A 16,938-nucleotide genomic window follows, 5' to 3' on the forward strand; every position below is an offset into this window, starting at 1 on the left:
GAGATTTCTCCTTGAAGGAAGTTGGGGTGTCGATCACTTGGTGTCCGGCGCGAACGTCTGGCACCGAACGTTTGCTGCATGTCGACAGTAGAACCCGCGCACGTATCCGGCATGTTTCCGGAACAGGGCTTTCTGCATGCCAGTTTTTCAAAGAAGGCCGCAGATACAGTGCGATACAAACCCGCTTGCCGATGCGCTCCACCGCTCCCGCGCACCACGAAAAAAGGCGTGCCTCGCAGGGCACGCCTTTCCGTCACCTTCGCACCGCCGTATCACGTCACGGCGCGAGCCGCGTGAACACGTAATCGTGATTCTTCACCCGCGCCTGATGGCACGCAAAGCACGTCTGATGCTGGCCGATGTCGGCCGGCACACCGTTGATGAAGCGCCCGAACCCCCAGCCGCCCGTCGCGGCGTAGCGGCGCGAGTCCTTCGCCATCACCTGCACGGTCGTCGCCTGGCCGGGCACCGTCGCGGGCGCGAACTCGTCGGACTGCTTGCGCTTGTACGCAAGCTTCACGAGGATCGTGCCGTCCGGGAACGGCAGCGTCGCCTGTTCGAGTGCGCGGATCGCGACCGGGTTGCCGAGCACCACGCGCAATTCGTCGAGCGGTGCGGCCTCTTCGGCCGGCGCGACCATCTCCCATTTCCGGTAGCCGGGCGGAATCGTCACGCCGTAGATCGGCGACGCGGCCGCGGCCGGCTTCGGCTGTTCCGCGAATGCGGCCGGGCCGCTCGCCGACCACGCGCCGGCCAGCAGCGAGCCCGCGACGAGCGCGCGACGCGCGCCGCGCCGCCACACCTCCACGCCGGCCCGCATCACAGATGCTCCACTTGCAGGATCGCGTCGGCGAACGCCTGCGGCGCCTCCTGCGGCAGGTTGTGGCCGATGCCGCCGGCAATGGTCCGGTGCTGGTACTTGCCAGTGAACTTCTTCGCGTACGCGGCCGGCTCCGGATGCGGCGCACCGTTCGCATCGCCTTCCATCGTGATCGTCGGCACGCTGATCGCGGGCCCGGCCGCGAGACGATGCTCGATGTCGTCGTATCGTGCTTCGCCCTTGGCAAGGCCGAGCCGCCAGCGATAGTTGTGGATCACCACGGCCACGTGATCGGGATTCCGGAACGATGCGGCCGAGCGCGCATAAGTCTCGTCGGAGAACTGCCACTTCGGCGACGCGAGCTGCCAGATCAGCTTGTTGAATGCATCGCGATTCTGCGCGTAGCCGAGTTCGCCGCGCTCGGTCGTGAAGTAGAACTGATACCACCACTGGAATTCGGCCTGCGGCGGCAGCGGCTTGGCGTTCGCCGCCTGGCTGCCGATCAGGTAGCCGCTCACCGATACCAGCGCCTTCACGCGCTGCGGCCACAGCGCCGCGATGATGTCGGCCGTGCGCGCGCCCCAGTCGTAGCCGCCGAACACCGCGCGGTCGATCTTCAGCGCATCCATCAGCGCGACGATGTCGACGGCCGTCACGGCCTGCTGGCCGTTGCGCACCGTGTCGGCCGAGCGGAACGTCGTCGAGCCGTAGCCGCGCAGATACGGCACGATCACGCGATAGCCGGCCGCGACGAGCAGCGGCGCGACTTCCGCGTAGCTGTAGATGTCGTACGGCCAGCCATGCAGCAGGAACACGACGGGGCCGTCCTTCGGGCCGAGATCCGCATACCCGACATTCAGCACGCCCGCATCGATCTGGTGGATCGTGCCCAGCGACGCGACGCCGGCCGGGCGCTTTGCCGCGGGCGAATCGGGCGCCGACTGCGCTCGCGCCAGCGCGCTAAAGCCGAGGTCGGCCAGGCTCAGGCTCGCCAGCGTCGAGCCCAGGATCAGGCGGCGGCGGGTGTTCACGGTATCAGGCATGACTCGTTCTCCAGTGTCGATCGCTAAGGAAAGGGCCCGCGGCACGTGCGGGCAATCGGGTGTCGCCGTTCGCAGCGGCGGCGCATGGCACCGCGCCGCCGTGTGAATCGCTTCACCGGTTTTATATCCGAACCATCCGGAGGCTTTGTATCCCAACGTATCCGTGTGTGGACCCGACACACGGCGATTCAAAAAACCACGCGCAGGCATTGCAGGGAGTTGCGTAGAAACGAACACGGGCCGCGCAACAGGCCAGCCCGTGTTCGTCATGTGCCTTCCGCTTACGCGCGCCGCAACGGCCGGAACCCGGCACGCACTTCACGCGCGAACAACTCCGGCTCCTCCCATGCCGCGAAGTGGCCGCCCTTGTCGACTTCGTTGAAGTAGATCAGGTTGTGATAACTGCGCTCGGCCCAGCTGCGCGGCGCCTGGTAGATCTCGCCCGGAAACACCGTGATCGCCGCCGGCAACGAGATGTCCACCGCGTTGAAGTTGTTCGAGTGATCCTCCCAGTAGATCTGCGCGGCCGACGTCGCGGTGTTCGTCAGCCAGTACAGCGAAATGTCGTCGAGAATCTCGTCGCGCGGAATCGAGCGTTCGGGCACGCCGCCGCTGTACGTCCACTGCGAGATCTTGTCGACCATCCACGCAGCCTGCCCGGACGGCGAATCCGCAAGCGCATAGCCGACCGTCTGAGGCCGCGTGACCATCATCGCCGAGTAGCCGCAGTTGTCGCGATAGAACGTCGCCAGCTTCTCGTATGCGGCCCTCTCCTTCGGCGACAGCGAAGCCGGCGCGGGCGCATCGGTCGCGAGCAGCGTCGCGATGTCCGGCGGCACCGTCGCCGGCATGTTGACGTGAATCCCGGCCAAGCCCTGCACGCGCTGCATCGCCATTCGATGCGAGATCACCGAGCCGCAGTCGCCGCCCTGCGACACGAAGCGCGTATAGCCGAGCCGCGCCATCAGCTCGCCCCACGCACGCGCGATGTGGTCGGAACCCCAGCCGGTCTTCGTCGGCCGGCCCGAAAAACCGAAACCCGGCAGCGACGGCACGACGACGTGGAATGCGTCGTCCGCGCTCGCGCCGTGCGCGGTCGGGTCGGTCAGCGGGCCGATCGCCTTCAGCAGCTCGAAGATCGAACCGGGCCAGCCGTGCGTCATGATCATCGGCATCGCGCTCTCGTGCCGCGACCGCACGTGAATGAAATGAATGTCGAGCCCGTCGATTTCCGTGATGAACATCGGGAAACCGTTCAGGCGCGCCTCGCCCTTGCGCCAGTCGTAGTCGGTGCCCCAGTAGCGCAGCAGCGCCTGCATGCGCGCGAGCCGCACGCCCTGCGATTCGTCGGCGACGGTCTCACGGCCCGGCCAGCGCGTCGCGGCGATCCGACGGCGCAGGTCGGCCACGGCTTCGTCGGGAATGTGCGCGGTGAACGGGCGTATGCCGCTCGCGCCGGTCGCGGCATGCAGCGCGGTGGGCAGCATCGCCGAGACCCCGGCGGCCACGGAAGTGGCCAGCAGGTGGCGACGCATCGGGGAAAACGGTGTGGAAGACATCGTTCGGCATCTCCTTTCGTGAAGTGGAAAGTGAACATGCCGCGCGCGGGATCGCGCCTTGGCTTTCAATCCGGCGCGCCCTGGCCACGCGGCGTCGCCCATTTGAAAGGTCCGATGTATCGCGGATTTGTCTGATTTGTACGCGTTTGTAGCTGCTGCTGCACGGCGGGCGAACCCGCTTTCGCGGCCCGCGCGCCCGTGTGCCGCTCAGAGCGCCTTGACGATCGCGCCGTCGACGCGAATGTTCTGCCCGGTGATGTAGCCCGCGCCGTCCGACAGCAGGAACGCGACCGTCTTCGCGATCTCGCCGGTCTTGCCGAAGCGGCCGGCCGGAATGCGCGCGACGATCTCCGGCGTTTCCGGCCAGCTGTCGATGAAGCCCGGCAGCACCGCGTTCATCCGGATGTTCTCGGCCGCATAGCGTTCCGCGTACAGGCGCGTCCATGCGCTCAGCGCCGCGCGCAACGCCGACGACACCGGCATCGGCTGCTCGGGCGCATCCGCCGCGAAGCTCGAGATGTTGACCACCGCGCCGCCGCCCTGCTTCTGGAAGATCGGCGTCACGCGGCGCATCACGCGCACCACGTTCAGCAGGATCAGGTCGAGCCCCGCGTGCCAGTCGTCGTCGGTGATCGCCAGCAGTTCGCCCTTCGGCGGATGGCCGGTGTTGTTCACGACCGCGTCGATGCGGCCGTAGCGCGCGACCGCTTCCTGCACGAGCCGATCGATATCGGCTTCTTCCGTCACCGAGCCCTCGATGCCGAAGCCGCCCAGTTCCTCGCCGAGCGCCACCGCGCTGCCCGACGGCGACATCAGCGCGACACGATAGCCGGTCGCCGCCAGTTCCCGCGCGATCGCCGCGCCCATGCCCTTGCCCGCCGCCGTGATCAACGCCACTTTTTCTACAGTCACGATCCGCTCCTTGCTCTCGTTCCGCCGTCGCGCAGCCGCCATTCGGCGCGCCATGGTGGTAATGTAGGCGCATCGCTTCCGACTGTCGAACCAGTATTTCTGCCGCCAGCCGATAGTTTTTCTACAGCCTGACGATGCCGCCACGCCCTTCCCGCCTGCCGCCGCTGAATGCGCTTCGTGCGTTCGAAGTGTCCGCGCGGCACCTCAATTTTCGCGCCGCCGCCGACGAGATCGGCGTCACGCAGGGCGCCGTCGCACAGCAGGTGCGTCATCTCGAGGACGTGCTCGGCCTGAAGCTGTTCGAGCGCCTGCCGCGCGGCCTCGCGCTCACGCACGACGGCGCCGCGTATTTCTCCGACGTGCAGCGCGCGCTGCACGCGATCGCCGACGCGACCGACAAGCTCGTGAAACGGCGCGCCGCGCTGACGATCAGCACGACACCGTCGTTCGCGTCGAAGTGGCTGATCCCACGGCTCGCGCAGTTCACCGACGCGCACCCCGACTACGACGTGCGCGTGATCGCCGACCCGCAGATCGCGACGTTTCGCCACGACGGCGTCGATCTCGCGATCCGCTATGGCAAGCCGCCGTTCGGCAAGCATCTCGCCGCTCATGCGCTGTTTCCGCTCGACGTGTATGCGGTATGCAGCCCGTCCGTGCTGACCGCGCCGGCTTCGCCGCGTGCGCTCGCCGGCCAGGTGCTGCTGCACGACGCGCACGATCTGTGGCCCGCGTTCCTCGCGGCGATGCCCGAACCGGTCGACGTCGATCCGCACAAGGGGCTGCGCTTCAACCAGACGTCGCTCGCGATCGATGCGGCCGTCGCCGGCCAGGGCATCGCGCTCGCGACCAAGCCGCTCGTCGAGCGCGACATCGCCGCCGGACGGCTGTGCAAGCCGTTCGACTTCGCGTTTCCGCTGTCGATGGGGTTCTATCTCGTGTATCCGGCCGAACGCCGCGACGACGACGCGATCGCGGTGATGCGCGAATGGATGATCCGGGCCGCGTCGGACGGGCGGCCTTGAACGGCGCGAGCGCGCCGGGTTCGCGTCAGGGCGCGATCCAGCGGGCCTCGTAGCCGCTTTCGTTCAGATCGAATACCGCTCGACGATGGCCGGCGCGCGCGAGTTCGAGCCAGTCGATGCGCGTGACCGTCATGTGGATCGGGCAGAAGTTTTCGTAGCCGTCGCCGGTGGGTGCGGCGCCGTCGACATGCGCGACTTCGGGCGACGCGATCGGCGTACCGGGCGGCAACGGCGCGCGATACAGCAGCAACGTATGCGGCCGGCTCGCTCGCCAGATCGCACGCCGTTGCGCTTCGTCGTCGCAGATCGACACAACGCCTTCCGCGCGAATCTGCACGAGCGCATCGAGATCGCCGGCGACGATCGAGATACGCGGATCGCGACGCACCTCCGCCACCTTCGCCGAACGCGCATCGGTATGAAACGACAGCACGCGCTCGGTGCGATTCACCTGACGCAATACGATCGTCCGGACCTTCGGCGCGCCATCGAGGCCGAGCGTCGCCGCCTGCAACATCGTGAACGGCGAGCGCGACACGCGCACGCCGGATTCGAGGCAGGACCACAGCCGGTCATAGGTTTGCGCGAGCGATTCGGAAGTCGAGTCGGACATGAGGCAGCGGCGATCGTCGGTGTGTCGATCGCGCAAGCTTAACCGTTCGTGTCGGCGACCGCTCCCATGCGATGCGCCGCCGCGCGTGCGCCGCTCAGTTGTAGCCGAGCACGACCGGCGCCGCATCGCCGGCATCGGTCGCCGGCTCCGCGCCGAAGCGGCCGAGCACGTCGGCCACATATTGCGGCCCCGCGCCGATCTGCGTCGAGCGATGCGTGGCCGGCCGCTCGTCGTCGGCGACCGGTGCCGCGCCCGTCGATGTCGTTTCGTTGACGGTGATCGTCATGTCGATGTCTCCTCACGCGGCCAACGCCGCACCATACGCGCGCACGAGGCGCGCGACGCCTTCCCTGATCGCATCGACGTCCGGCGCGGCGAACGACAGGCGCAGCGACGCTGCGTCGACGTTGTCCGCGAAGAACGCGTTGCCGGGCACGAACACGATCCTGTTGGCGATCGCCTGCTGCAGCAGCACGTCCGACGGCACCGCGCCGATCCGCGCCCACACGAACATCCCGCCTTCGGGACGATGGAATGCGATTGCATCGCCGAAACCGTCGCGCAGCGCGTCGCACATCGCGTCGCATTTGCGCCGGTACGCGGCCGCGATGCGCGGCAGATGGCGTTCGAGCGCGCCGTCGGCCAGGTATTCGGCGGCGGTGGCCTGCGTCCACGGCGCGCTGCACAGATCGACCGTCTGCTTCGCGATCACGCAGCGCCGCGCGATTTCGGCCGGCGCGATCGTCCAGCCCACGCGCAGCCCCGGCGCGACGATCTTCGACAGGCTCGCGAAATGCACGATCCAGTCGCGCGCGCCGTCCACTTCGCCGGCCAGCGCGAGCATCGACGGCACGGCTTCGCCCGCGAAACGCAGGTCGCCGTACGGATCGTCCTCGACGATCAGGAAACGGTATTGCACCGCGAGACGCAGCAGCTTCAGCCGGCGTTCGCGCGTGAGCGTCGCACCCGTCGGGTTCGCGAAGGTCGGGACCGTGTAGAGCAGCTTCGGCTGCGCGATCGCGCCGGACGCGAGTCGTTCGCCGAGACGATCGACATCGAGCCCTTCGCCGTCGACCGGGATCGTCACGATGCGCGCCTGTTGCAAGCGCATCGCCTGCAGCGTGGCCGGGTAGGCCGGCTGTTCGGTCAGCACGACGTCGCCGGGCGACACCATCACGCGCAGCAGCAGGTCGAGCCCTTGCTGCGACCCGGTCGTGACGAGCAGCTCGGCCGGCGTGCAGGCGACGCCGCGCCGCGCCATCAGCGCGATCAGTTGCTGCTTCAGTTCGGCGAGGCCGTCGGTCGGGCCGTATTGCAGGCAGCGAACGGGCTGCGCGTATGCGCGTTCGGCGGCCGCATTCAGGCCGTCGACGTCGAACAGGTCGCTGGCCGGATAACCGCCCGCGAAGGAAATCATGCCCGGTTCGGACAGGTACTTGAACAACTCGCGGATCGGCGAGCCGGCAGGGTTTTGGAATGAGGGCGTGAACGCGTACATGTCGTCGTGAGCGGGTGGGCACGGCCGGCCGGGATAGCCGTCGCGTGCCGGCCGCCAAGGCGCTTCCGGCGCCGCGGCGGTGAATTCGAGCCACGATTGTCGATAGTCATTAAGGGCTCGGCAAACGATATCTATGCACTAGGTCTTGCGGTTTGGTCATCAAATGGGGGAACGGCGGGCGCTCGATCCGGCGGCGGGCATTGCCGACGGTCACGCGACGCGCCGATCACGCATTCCCGCGCCCGTCCTGCATCGCGGCTTCCGCCGCCTGGATTCCGGAGAACATGGCCGTGGGTACGCCATACCCCGGGAACGTCGTTTGTCCTCCGAGATAGAGGCCGCGCAGCCCTGCCCGATGCGGAAAGAATTTGTCGGGCGCCGTACCCGGGGCAACGCCGTACAGCGCGCCTTCGTACACATGCCGTTCGCTCGCGAAATCCCGCGGATCCGCCACGCGGACGGTTTCGACGCACAGGCCGGGCAAATGCGCCTGTATCGCGGTGAGATAGCCGTCGACCGCAGCCTGTGTCATCGCGCGCGTCCATTCCGATACGGAGCGGATACTCGTCGCCGGCGCATACAGTTCCAGCACCGCCTTGCCGTTCGGCGCAAGCTCCGGCAACACCAGCGACGGACAGGTATAGGCGAGCCAACGCGGTACGCCTGGGGTCGATACGTGCAGCGCCGCCTGCTGCCGCATCGAGGGCACATGATTGGTCATGAACGCGCGTGGCGGCATGGCGCCCGAGCAACCGACCTGAATCGAAATCGCCCGATGCGACAGCGGCGCCGTGCGCGCCCTGTGCGCGAGCCGCCGTGGCACCGCGCGGCTGGGCAACAAGTGCCGAACCACTTCGAACCCCGAACAGGTCGCCACGACGCAATCGGTTGAAATGCGCTCGCCGTCAGCCAGCACGATGCCGCGGACCGCCCCGTTCTCCACGACGATTTCGCGTACATGGGCGCCGAACCGGATCGGCACCGAGCGCCTGGACAACTCGCGCGTCATCGCCGAACTGATCGCGCCCATCCCTGCACGCGGCAGATGGAATCCCTCCTCCAGCATGGCAATGAGGCCGATGATCTGCGTCGCCGGAAGGCGGTCGGGGCCTTGCCCGGTGTAGAGCAGGGTCGACGCAACCGCCGACTGCAGGTCTGCATCGGCAAAGTGCGCTTCGATCAGACGGCCGGCATGCCCGCTCATGCGGGGCAGGTAACGCCATAGCTTGCCCAACGTCCGCAGCAGCGATGGCTCGTACGGCAACACTTCATCGACCAGCGTGCGGTAGGCGGGCCCCCATTGCTGCCGGAGCCTGCCGAGGCCGTCGCGCAGTTGCCGTGTCCTCGAATCCGCGCGATCGCCTTCCACATACGACGTGCCGGCACTGGACAGATGAACGGCCGTTCCATTGTCCAGATGCGTGACGTGCGGGCGCTCGATGACCACCATCGGCACCTCGCGATCGAAGTCGAGGCCGAGACGCCGGAAAGATGCGCGAATCAGCGACGGCACCGCGACATAGATCGCGCCGTTGTTGAGCGTGAAGCCGTCAGCCGTCGTGGTCGAACAGCAGCCGCCTGCTTCGTCCGATGCCTCCACGATGACGACGCGCCTGTCAGTGCGCGCCAGCATCAGCGCAGCAGCCAGGCCGGCGAGGCCGGCGCCGATGACGACCGCGGGCCGCTCGTCATTGCGCGTCATACGATCCCTCACGCAACGATTCGCGAGCGCCCGGAAACGTATGATTCACGCGCCAGTTGCCGTCCTTCCGGAACAGCCGGACCGAATTGAGGCCCAGCGGATCGGGCGCAATCCCCCGCATGCGCGACCACATCTCGACCCAGACCGGCGTGCAGGTGACGGCGATCACGTATGGATCGTCCGGCCCGTCGGGAAACCACGTCAGCAGCGACTCTTTCCAGATGCGTCGTTTCAACTCGGTGTCGGCGGAAACCGTCGGAACGGTTCCAAGCGTCACGTATCCGCGGTCGGCCATGCTGAGGAAAGACAGACTGATCGCACTTCCCCGGCTGATCTCCAGCGCCTTGCGCGTTCTCGAGTCGGTCATGAAACGAATCGTGAGGTCGCTTCCGATTTCCAGGATCTCGACGACCCTGGCGTTGATCTGACCGGCGGCGTCGCTCGAAGACACGAAACAGAGCGCGCAATGACTGACGATTTCATGGGCGTGTTGAAAGAGCTGGTCGGCATTCGTGGTGATGTTGGACAGCGTTTCGTTTCGGGAAACTTCTCTAGAACCGTGAAAATCCGGCAATCGGAAGCACGCCGACGCCGCTTTCACGAAAGCGGTTGAGCGCATGACGATGCCTCGACGCCCACTTTTGCGGAATCAACGTATGTGACCGCATGCAGGCCCGCGCCAAGAACGAACACGGCCACGAAAACCCAACTCAAGCGCGTTCCGGCAAACAGCACCGGTTGCGCAATCGCCCTCAGCAACCAGAATCCGGTTCCCGCCAGCGCAAGCGGGCCTCGGGTTCGCGTTTCGGCCAGGAAGAGCGACACCGCATAGACAATGAACACGTAACTCAACATCACGTTGAGGGTCTGGGTGATGCCCCGATTGAGTCTCCCGCTTTTCTCGAGAGATCTTGGCCAGTTGAACCAGCGCCAGAAGGTCACATGGAACAACGCGAAGCCAAGGTCATACATCGCGCTGAGCAAGGGCGATAGCGAGTGATGCATCGACGTCGCTCCAATGTTGGGTGTTGAACATCGAAGGTCCCGCTTGGCGTCGGCCTGTCATGGCTGTCGATCGGCTATACAGGAAACCTCCTGATGCACTACGGGCAACTGTATACGTCGTGCATTATTTTAGCAACACGTGTCGGCGATGTTCTCCCGCTTTTTCATGCAAGCCGTTTCGCCGGACGTGGCGCGGCCTCACGGTCATTGCGGCCGTGATCGTGGTTGAAAATGCCTATGGGTGTGAGTTGCGACGCGAGGGCAACGGCCACGTGAAGCCAGGATGTGGTCCGCCCCGCCTCAACGCGATGACCGCCCCGGAAACGGAAACGTGCTCAGCGAAGCCAAATCGGAATTCTCGCCGCAACGCGATCGAGCGTGGTGGGAGGCATCGAGATCGATCGCATGCCGTCATATCGATCCGACGCGTCGAGGTAGATCAACTTGCCATCACGGATCTCGATCGGCTCGTAGCCCGGTCGGCCGCCCCAGAAAACGAATGACAACCTGGTGGCCAACGTCGATCCGTGAGCATCGGCTACGACGATTTTGACTTGCTCATTTTGATCCGAGAAAAGGCCATCGCCGCGGCCACCGCTTCCGCAGATGTTCACGATGTAGGTCGTGCCGTCGACTTGTTTGATACCGCCATTCAGCTTGGCGTTGTAATTGAAGCGCCGGCAATCGGTATCGTCGGTCATGATCCCGCGAAAGCCGATCATTACCGAAGCTGACAGACAAGGGGCGGCCGTAGCCGCCCCACAAGCGCCGCTCAATCAGCCCGTCACACCCCGATTGGCCTCGATCACGGTCAAAGCGGCCATATTCACGATCCGCCGCACGGTTGCGCTCGACGTAAGAATGTTCACCGGCGCATTGACGCCGAGCAAGAACGGCCCCACCGCCACATTGCTCCCCGCTTCCGTCTTGAGCAGGTTGTACGCGATGTTGCCGGCATCCACGTTCGGACAGACCAGCAAATTCGCCGCCCCCTTCAACGGCGACATCGGCAGCAGCTTCGCCCGCAGCCCTTCATCGAGCGCACAGTCGCCATGCATCTCGCCATCCGCCTCGATATCCGGCGCCCGTTCGCGAACGATCTCCAGCGCCCGGCGCATCTTCGCGCCGGAAGCCGCACTCCCCGACCCGAAATTCGACCGCGACAGCAGCGCCACCTTCGGCGTCAAATTCAGCCATTCCATCTGCCGCGCCGCCGCGATCGTGAATTCCGCGATCTGCTCCGCATCGGGGTTGTCGTTCACGTGCGTATCCACCAGCGCGACCGTCCGCTGATCGAGCAACAGGATGTTCATCGCCGCGTACGTCGACGCGCCGGGCTTCTTGCCGATCACTTCGTCCACGAACCGCAGGTGATTGTGATACTCGCCCACCGTCCCGCAGATCATCCCGTCCGCGTCGCCGAGCTGCACCATCATCGCGCCGATCAGCGTCAGGCGGCGGCGCATCTCCACGCGCGCCATTTCCTTCGAAATACCGTCGCGGCACCGCAGTTCCCAATACTTCGTCCAGTACTGCGGGAAGCGCTCGTCGTATTCCGGATTGGTTACTTCGACGTCCTGACCGAGCCGCAAGCGCAGGCCGAACCGCTCGATGCGCGCGAGCAGCACCTCCGGACGCCCGACCAGAATCGGCCGAGCCAGCTTCTCGTCGACGATGACCTGCACCGCACGCAGCACGCGCTCGTCTTCGCCTTCGGTGAACACGATCCGCGCCTTGCCGCCGTCGCGCACGAGCTGACGCGCGGTCGCGAACAGCGGCTTCATGAACGCGCCCGAGTGATAGACGAATTGCTGCAACTGCTCGACGTACGCATCGAGATTCGCGAGCGGACGCGTCGCCACGCCGCCTTCCATCGCCGCCTTCGCCACGGCCGGCGCGATCCGCACGATCAGGCGCGGGTCGAACGGCTTCGGAATCAGGTATTGCGGGCCGAACGACACGTCGTATGCACCGTAGGCCGCCGCGACGACTTCGTTCTGCTCTTCCTCGGCCAGCCCCGCGATCGCGTGCACCGCGGCGATCTCCATCTCGCGCGTGATCGTCGTCGCACCCACGTCCAGCGCGCCACGGAAAATGTACGGGAAGCACAGGACGTTGTTGACCTGGTTCGGGTAGTCCGAGCGGCCCGTCGCGATGACGACGTCGTCGCGCGTCTCGTGCGCGAGTTCCGGGAAGATTTCCGGCGTCGGGTTGGCCAGCGCGAGAATCAGCGGGCGCGCCGCCATTTGCTTCAGCATCTCCGCCGTGAGAATGCCGCCTACCGACAGCCCCAGGAACACATCCGCGCCGCCGATCACTTCGGCGAGCTTGCGCGCATCGGTTTCCTGCGCGAAGCGCGACTTGGCCGGGTCCATCAGCGTGGTACGGCCGCGATAGACGACGCCTTCGATGTCGGTCACCCAGACGTTTTCCACGGGCAGCCCGAGGTCGACCAGCAGGTCCAGGCACGCGAGCGCGGCCGCGCCGGCGCCCGACGTCACGACCTTCACGTCCTCGATCGACTTCCCGACGACCTTCAGCCCGTTGATGAACGCGGCGGAAACGGTAATGGCCGTGCCGTGCTGATCGTCGTGGAAGACCGGAATCTTCATGCGTTCGCGCAGCTTCTGCTCGACGGTGAAGCATTCCGGCGCCTTGATGTCCTCGAGGTTGATGCCGCCGAACGTGGGCTCGAGGCCGGCAATGATGTCGACCAGCTTGTCCGGATCGGTCTCGTTGATCTCGATGTCGAACACGTCGATCCCGGCGAACTTCTTGAACAGGACGGCCTTGCCCTCCATCACCGGCTTCGACGCGAGCGGGCCGATGTTGCCGAGACCGAGCACGGCGGTGCCGTTCGTGATCACGCCGACGAGGTTGCCGCGGCTCGTGAAGCGGTGCGCCTGCAGCGGATCGGCGGCGATCGACTCGCACACGCTCGCCACGCCGGGCGTATAGGCCAGCGCCAGATCGCGCTGGGTCACCAGCGGCTTGCTCGCCACGACCGAGATTTTCCCGGGGGTCGGAAACTCGTGATAGTCGAACGCGGCCTGCTGCTGTGTCTCTGTCTGTTTCATGTTGGGGTCCCGGCGTGGGCGCCAGGCCAGTCCCGGCGCGATCCATGAAGGTGATTCTAGGGATCAGCCATAACGTGATGATTCTGTTTTAATATCGGTCCATCACTTTTTTCTGATGAATGCATGACTAGTCAATGAATTTTGACGCGAACGACGTGGTCAGGCGGCTCGGTGCTCGTCTGAAGATTCGGCATCTGGTGCTGTTGTTGCAGATCCAGCAGCACGGATCGCTGACGCGCGTCGCCGAGCACATGGCGAGCAGCCAGCCGGCCGTGACGAACGCGCTGTCCGAGCTGGAGAGCATGTTCGGCACGCCGCTGTTCGAGCGCTCGTCGCGCGGCATGCGGCCCACCGCGCTCGGCGCGGTCGTGCTCGAACGGGCAAAGGCGATGATCAAGGATCTCGACCACCTCGCCCGCGAGATGGAGGCCGTCGCCGCCGGGCATGCGGCCCATCTGCACATCGGCGTGATTCCGTTCATCTCCGGCCAGATGCTGTCGGCCGCGCTGAAGCGGCTGCAAGCGCGCATGGAGCGACGCCTGACCGTCACGATTCACGAAGGCACCAGCGATCAGTTGCTGCTGCAACTTCGGGATCACAGTGTCGACATCGTGATCGGGCGTGCGTCGTCGGCGATCGATCTCGGGCAGGTTTCGTTCGAAGTGCTGTATCAGCAGCAGCCGCGCATGATCGCGAGCCGGCGGCTGGCGGCGAAGCTCGCCCGCACGCCGCTGGACTGGCACAAGCTGCACGCGCTCGACTGGATTCTCGGCGCGCCGCATACGCCGATGCGCGAACAGGTGACCGACCTGTTCCTGTCGGCCGGCATCGCGCCGCCCGTGCCGATCGTCGAAAGCTACTCGTCGAAGCTGATCGGCGAAATGATCGCGTCGAGCGACGAGGCCGTGTCGATCGTGCCGGCCGATATCGCGGAAGAACTCGTGCGGATCGCCGGCGTGGCGATCGTGCCGTATTCGCTGGTATGGACGCTGCCGCCCATCGCGCTGTTCACGCGCTCCGCCGATTCGCAGTCGCCCGCGCGCGATCTGCTCGTCGATGCGCTGCGTGCGGTATGCAAGGAGACGTACGGGGACGCGCAGCGATAACCGCGTTACTTGCCCGCTGAAAGGCGACGCAGGATTTCCGCGCGCTCGGCGGCCAGCACGCGGTCCGAACCCTCGCCTCTGTCGTAGCGTTTGCTCGTGCGGTAAGAAAAGCGCTTCGCGTATTGATTGGCGGCAGGGTCGAACACCCACACGTCGACTTCGAAGAAGTGCTTGTCGAAATGCACTTCGCCCTCTTGCCACTCGGCGTCCGCGCGAACAAACAACGGATACGGCGACACCTCCGGCAAGCTCCACATCGCGCGATCGGCCATTTCCGTCTGCGTGACCCTCGGCATCAGGTTCTCGATCTTGCCGTTCGCGTCGACTCGCAGCACCGCCACGCGCTCCAGCATCCCGCTGCCGCCACCCGAGAACATTCCGGAGAAGAACACCCACGAGCCGCCGGACGCAATCGGCAACCGCTCGGACCGTGGATTCAGGCCGAACTGGTACAGCGCCTTCGAAGAATGGGGAAGCGGCGCCGGCGGCATCTCGAAGCACGGCGCACGGTCGGGCAGCAAGCAGAGCCTCACGCCGGAGAGCGGAAGCCCGTCGCCGTCGAGCTTGCCTTCCGTCTGCGTGAAGCGCGGGAATGCAGTTTCGCGGGGCGCTGCCTGAACGCAGGCGATGCCGACGAGTGCAATGCTTGCGATCGCCGCGAGCGTTTTACCGATCCCGCGCATCACGCCTCGGCCCGATGACACACCGCCTCGATATTGTGTCCATCCGGCCCGATGACGAACGCCGCGTAGTAGTTCGCGTGATAATGCGGCCGCAGCCCGGGCGCGCCATTGTCTTTCCCGCCGGCCTCCAGCGCCGCGCGATGAAACGCATCGACTTGCTGCCGCGTGTCGGCCACGAACGCGATGTGGAGATGCGCCGGTTTCTCGTCGGTCGGGAACAAACAGAGCGAAGACTTGCTCGGTAGACCGATCTCGATCCCGCCCGACGGCTCGCGTTCCCCGACGATTTCGGCACCCAGCGGTTCGAGCGCCTTGAGGAAAAACGCCTTGCTGGCGGCGTAGTCGCTGACGCCGAATTTGACGTGGTCAAACATGAGTTCTCCCCGATGGATGGATCAGTCAGCATGCTGATGCGATGTCGCGATGACCGCAACGGTGTTGCATGCGGTGGTGGTCCGTTGCCAGTTCAAACGACCCGTTTGAGACGTTCGGGGCATCCGAAAGCGGACTGACAAAATCACTCCGACACCCGGATCAGTCGACAATGAAAAGTTTCGCCCCCGTCCGGGTGTAGGACCGATGTGGCTCCGCGTTGTCGCCAACCTGGTAGCTCATGCCCGCCGTCAAAACGAACTTCCGCCCGTCCTCGAGCGTCGTTTCCAGTTCGCCTTCCATACAGAACAGAACATGCCCTTTCTGGCACCAGTGATCGGCGCGATAGCCGGGCGTGTATTCCACCATCCGCACACGGATCCGATTCGGCTCTTCACCAAAGAACCGCGTGCGCCAATAAGCGACTCCGGTTTCTCCTCGATGTTCCGTTCGTTCGATTTCGGCCCAGTCGGTCGTGCCAAAGGCAAACGCATCCATTTTCATACTGTCGCTTCCTGTATCAGGTCGGGCTTTCGTGCCGGGGTCGATCCGCCGTCGCGATCATGCAATCCGTTCGCATCCGATCGCCTTGGACATCAAACACTATTCCACAATTGCAAGTCGAGCATTCCGTGACGAATGCGGAGTGACCGATACATGCCCCTGAGCTTGCGTCGTGACGCGGTAGCGCGGCAAGGTTCTGTCCTCGGCGACAGTGGTCGGTGCCCGGGAGCGCAAACAGCGGGCACGGGCGATCTTCGCCGCCATCGCCGGCGCCCAGCTCATCGCGCGGAGCCGCGCCGATCTCTCGCTCTATGACGCGCTGATCGACAGTTATCGTAAAGCGGGCCTTTTGCCGGCGTAGCAGGGTAACGGGGGCGCGGCTTCAGACGAACGCGTGGTGTTCGATCGTGCGCCCCCGCCTGACGTGGATTCCGTCGCCGATGTTCGCTGCAGGACCGCCGCGATCACCGGCGGCCCGAACTGACAGGTTTTTCGTAAAGAGACCAGACAATACCGTCCGCTTTCAATCCGACGCGGACAAAGCCCAGCGACTCGTAGTAAGCGCAGAGCGTGATGTTTTCAGCGCTGCAGTCGAGTCGAAGCAAACGCCGGTTCAAGCGGCTCACCTCACGAGCGCACCAGTCGAGCATGAAGCTGCCGAGCCCGAGGCCGTTGAAACCCTGCCGCACACAGAGGCCGTGCACGTAGCCTGCAATCGGCGCTTGGGGCCCCCAGTGCCTGTCATCGTCGAAGTCGAGCGAGAACGTTCCGACCAGCGCGCCATCCTGTTCGACGACGTATACGGCTTTCTCGGCGACGTGGTTTCGTACCCATCCTTCGGAGAATCCGTCGCCCTCCTTGCCCCATACGTAGTCGCGGTGCGCGACCTTCTTGGCATGTGCATCGTTCCGGATCCGTGTCAGCACCGGAACATCGTCGACCGTCGCCTTGCGGACGCTTTTCGACACCATCGTTCGTTTCCCCGTTGAGTCTGGGCCGCCATCGCGCCGCTTCGCGCC

General features: G+C 65.3%; 18 protein-coding genes and 1 pseudogene. 3 read left to right on the forward strand and 16 right to left on the reverse strand.

Translation table 11 applies throughout. The features are described 5' to 3' along the window. Positions 1–277: 277 nt before the first annotated feature. The 4 genes from WT53_RS24540 to WT53_RS24555 all read right to left on the reverse strand — a co-directional run bounded on the left by WT53_RS24540 (position 278) and on the right by WT53_RS24555 (position 4,334). Positions 278–820, reverse strand: coding sequence for a cytochrome P460 family protein (locus WT53_RS24540; RefSeq protein WP_034205514.1), 543 nt, complete (start codon positions 818–820; stop codon positions 278–280). After that, positions 820–1,863, reverse strand: coding sequence for an alpha/beta fold hydrolase (locus WT53_RS24545; protein ID WP_034205515.1), 1,044 nt, complete (start codon positions 1,861–1,863; stop codon positions 820–822). The genes WT53_RS24540 and WT53_RS24545 overlap by 1 nt, the downstream gene beginning before the upstream one ends. A gap of 281 nt (positions 1,864–2,144) precedes the next feature. Continuing rightward, entirely contained in the window at positions 2,145–3,422 is a 1,278-nt protein-coding gene (locus WT53_RS24550) for an epoxide hydrolase family protein (protein WP_034205516.1), read from the reverse strand. 207 nt (positions 3,423–3,629) lie between these two features. Next, a complete protein-coding gene (locus WT53_RS24555; RefSeq protein WP_034206252.1) occupies positions 3,630–4,334 on the reverse strand; it encodes an SDR family oxidoreductase in 705 nt (234 codons plus the stop codon). A gap of 134 nt (positions 4,335–4,468) precedes the next feature. Here WT53_RS24555 and gcvA point away from each other — a divergent pair, with 134 nt between their 5' ends. Continuing rightward, a complete protein-coding gene (gcvA, locus tag WT53_RS24560) occupies positions 4,469–5,359 on the forward strand; it encodes a transcriptional regulator GcvA (RefSeq protein ID WP_034205517.1) in 891 nt (296 codons plus the stop codon). Positions 5,360–5,384: 25 nt separating this feature from the next. Here gcvA and WT53_RS24565 read toward each other — a convergent pair whose 3' ends face one another. From WT53_RS24565 to WT53_RS24600, 8 genes are all read right to left on the reverse strand, one after another. After that, positions 5,385–5,972 carry a pyridoxamine 5'-phosphate oxidase family protein gene (locus WT53_RS24565; protein WP_034206253.1) on the reverse strand — a complete coding sequence of 196 codons (588 nt, stop codon included), beginning with the start codon at positions 5,970–5,972 and terminating at the stop codon, positions 5,385–5,387. A 94-nt stretch (positions 5,973–6,066) separates the two neighbouring features. Continuing rightward, positions 6,067–6,258 carry a hypothetical protein gene (locus WT53_RS24570; RefSeq protein WP_034205518.1) on the reverse strand — a complete coding sequence of 64 codons (192 nt, stop codon included), beginning with the start codon at positions 6,256–6,258 and terminating at the stop codon, positions 6,067–6,069. A gap of 12 nt (positions 6,259–6,270) precedes the next feature. Then, positions 6,271–7,470 (reverse strand): PLP-dependent aminotransferase family protein, encoded by a 1,200-nt coding sequence (locus WT53_RS24575; RefSeq protein ID WP_060261927.1) that lies wholly within the window; start codon positions 7,468–7,470, stop codon positions 6,271–6,273. A gap of 226 nt (positions 7,471–7,696) precedes the next feature. Continuing rightward, on the reverse strand, positions 7,697–9,172 hold the full coding sequence (locus tag WT53_RS24580) for an NAD(P)/FAD-dependent oxidoreductase (RefSeq protein WP_034205520.1): 1,476 nt from the start codon (positions 9,170–9,172) through the stop codon (positions 7,697–7,699). After that, positions 9,159–9,791 (reverse strand): pyridoxamine 5'-phosphate oxidase family protein, encoded by a 633-nt coding sequence (locus tag WT53_RS24585; RefSeq protein WP_080747679.1) that lies wholly within the window; start codon positions 9,789–9,791, stop codon positions 9,159–9,161. The genes WT53_RS24580 and WT53_RS24585 overlap by 14 nt, the downstream gene beginning before the upstream one ends. Then, positions 9,770–10,177 carry a hypothetical protein gene (locus WT53_RS24590; RefSeq protein WP_034205522.1) on the reverse strand — a complete coding sequence of 136 codons (408 nt, stop codon included), beginning with the start codon at positions 10,175–10,177 and terminating at the stop codon, positions 9,770–9,772. The genes WT53_RS24585 and WT53_RS24590 overlap by 22 nt, the downstream gene beginning before the upstream one ends. A 335-nt stretch (positions 10,178–10,512) precedes the next feature. After that, a complete protein-coding gene (locus tag WT53_RS24595) occupies positions 10,513–10,878 on the reverse strand; it encodes a hypothetical protein (protein ID WP_230624822.1) in 366 nt (121 codons plus the stop codon). A 75-nt stretch (positions 10,879–10,953) separates the two neighbouring features. Further along, positions 10,954–13,254: an NADP-dependent malic enzyme gene (locus tag WT53_RS24600; protein WP_034205523.1), complete on the reverse strand. Its 2,301-nt coding sequence runs from the start codon at positions 13,252–13,254 to the stop codon at positions 10,954–10,956. A gap of 134 nt (positions 13,255–13,388) precedes the next feature. Between WT53_RS24600 and WT53_RS24605 the strand changes: the two genes are divergently transcribed. Continuing rightward, the gene (locus tag WT53_RS24605) at positions 13,389–14,360 is read left to right on the forward strand and encodes a LysR substrate-binding domain-containing protein (protein ID WP_034205524.1); all 972 of its coding nucleotides are present in this window, start codon (positions 13,389–13,391) and stop codon (positions 14,358–14,360) included. Between the two features lie 5 nt (positions 14,361–14,365). Here the strand turns inward: WT53_RS24605 and WT53_RS24610 are convergent, their stop codons facing one another. From WT53_RS24610 to WT53_RS24620, 3 genes are all read right to left on the reverse strand, one after another. Next, positions 14,366–15,064 (reverse strand): hypothetical protein, encoded by a 699-nt coding sequence (locus tag WT53_RS24610; RefSeq protein ID WP_230624824.1) that lies wholly within the window; start codon positions 15,062–15,064, stop codon positions 14,366–14,368. Continuing rightward, positions 15,043–15,417 carry a VOC family protein gene (locus WT53_RS24615; RefSeq protein ID WP_034205526.1) on the reverse strand — a complete coding sequence of 125 codons (375 nt, stop codon included), beginning with the start codon at positions 15,415–15,417 and terminating at the stop codon, positions 15,043–15,045. The genes WT53_RS24610 and WT53_RS24615 overlap by 22 nt, the downstream gene beginning before the upstream one ends. Before the next feature lie 160 nt (positions 15,418–15,577). Further along, positions 15,578–15,919 (reverse strand): DHCW motif cupin fold protein, encoded by a 342-nt coding sequence (locus WT53_RS24620; RefSeq protein ID WP_034205527.1) that lies wholly within the window; start codon positions 15,917–15,919, stop codon positions 15,578–15,580. A 190-nt stretch (positions 15,920–16,109) separates the two neighbouring features. Between WT53_RS24620 and WT53_RS34240 the strand changes: the two are divergent. Further along, positions 16,110–16,280 (forward strand): annotated as a pseudogene (locus WT53_RS34240) (TetR/AcrR family transcriptional regulator); the annotation flags it as partial. A gap of 103 nt (positions 16,281–16,383) precedes the next feature. Here the strand turns inward: WT53_RS34240 and WT53_RS24625 are convergent. Continuing rightward, positions 16,384–16,890 (reverse strand): GNAT family N-acetyltransferase, encoded by a 507-nt coding sequence (locus WT53_RS24625; RefSeq protein WP_034205528.1) that lies wholly within the window; start codon positions 16,888–16,890, stop codon positions 16,384–16,386. Between the last annotated feature and the right edge of the window lie 48 nt (positions 16,891–16,938).

The organism is Burkholderia sp. MSMB2157WGS (genome assembly GCF_001532755.1).
GTDB lineage: Bacteria > Pseudomonadota > Gammaproteobacteria > Burkholderiales > Burkholderiaceae > Burkholderia.